This is a genomic window from Myxococcus vastator (assembly GCF_010894475.1).
Classification (GTDB): domain Bacteria; phylum Myxococcota; class Myxococcia; order Myxococcales; family Myxococcaceae; genus Myxococcus; species Myxococcus vastator.
In genome coordinates, this window is sequence record NZ_JAAIYB010000840.1 from 1 (window position 1) to 1,407 (window position 1,407).

The following is a 1,407-nucleotide window of genomic DNA, read 5'->3' on the forward strand; positions in this document are numbered from 1 at the left end:
GGATGGGCGAGGCGGGGTGGGGTGGCTCAGCCGCACCGTGGACGTGGGCCCGTAGGCCCCGCCCCGGACGGCCCGCTCAGATGGACAGGTGCGCCGCCGCGCGCCCGAGTCCCTCGGCCACGGAGGTGAAGGCATCCGCGGTGCGCACGCGCCCTTCGCCGAAGCGGCGCACGTAGAGCTGGCGCACCGCGGGAATCTGCGACGAGCCGCCGGTGAGGAACACCGCGTCGATGTCCTTCGCCTCCGCGTGCTTCTCCAGCAGGCCCGTGGTGCACGCGTCCAGCTCGTCCAGCAGGGGCTGGCTGAAGGTGTCGAACTCCTCGCGGGTGATGGGCTCGTGGAGGGTGATGCGGGCCTCCTCGAAGTCCACCGTGGCCTGCGCTTCCTGGGACAGGCGCACCTTGGCCGCTTCAATGGCGCGGAACAGGCGGTAGCCCAGGTTGTCCATGACGAGGTCGTACAGGGCCTGGATTTCGGCCTTGCGGTCGCTCGTGCTGAGCATGGTCTCCAGCAATTCCTGGGTGGACTTCTCCCGGATGAAGGACATCTCGTGCCAGGTGAGCAGCTTGGCCATGATGTGCTGGGGAATGGGCAGCCGCTTGTCGCTGAAGCCGCGCACCTGGTAGGTGGAGCCCGCGCCGAAGCGGGGCAGCAGCTTGTGGCGCATGATTTCAGCGTCGAAGCGGTCACCCCCGATGCGCACACCCGTGGAGCCCACCACGTCCTGGCGGCGGTCCGGGTTGCCGCGGCGGCTGGGGCCCAGGCGCATCAGCGTGAGGTCGGTGGTGCCGGCGCCGAAGTCCGCCACCAGCACGAGCTCGTCGCGGGTGAGCTGGGCCTCGTAGGCGAGCGCCGCGGCGATGGGCTCGATGAGGAACTGGACGTGCTGGAAGCCCGCGAGCTCCGCGGCGCGCAGCAGGCGCTGCTGGGCCAGGGCATCCGCCTCCGGGTCCGGCGTGAAGACGGCGGGCCGGCCGAGCACGACGGCCTCGGGCGCGCCACCCATGGCGCTCGCGGCGGCGTCCCGCACGCGGCGCAGCAGCACGGCCACCAGCTCTTCAATGGTGTAGGTGCGCCCCTTCACCTGGGTGGCGCGGAAGGAGCTGGAGTGGAGGAAGGACTTCACGGACTGGATGAAGCGTCCGGTGTTGTCCTCCAGGTAGCGCTGGATGGCGTCGGCGCCGGCGTAGATGTCCTGCTCGTCGTCCGGGAAGAAGAGGACGGAGCGGAAGAGGCGGGCCTCCGAGGTATGGGGTTGCAGGGACAGCACCGTGCCGTCAGGCAGGGCCGCGGCGGTGTTGCTGGTTCCGAAATCGAGTCCGCACGCACGCATGGGGGGCGCCCCTTACCGTTAAACCCCATCCATGGGTAGCGCTTCGTGCATCAACAAGCAGAGGAGGGCGGGCG

General features: G+C 70.0%; 1 protein-coding gene. It reads right to left on the bottom strand.

Features of this window, described 5'->3' with window-relative positions; translation table 11 throughout:
• Window positions 1-76 precede the first annotated feature (76 nt).
• Window positions 77-1,333 carry an Hsp70 family protein gene (locus tag G4D87_RS37780; protein WP_163787594.1) on the bottom strand — a complete coding sequence of 419 codons (1,257 nt, stop codon included), beginning with the start codon at window positions 1,331-1,333 and terminating at the stop codon, window positions 77-79.
• Between the last annotated feature and the right edge of the window lie 74 nt (window positions 1,334-1,407).

Coding starts and splice junctions, on each gene's coding strand:
- G4D87_RS37780 (WP_163787594.1), bottom strand. CDS start 1,333: ATGCGTGCGTGCGGACTCGATTTCGGAACCAGCAACACCGCCGCGGCC.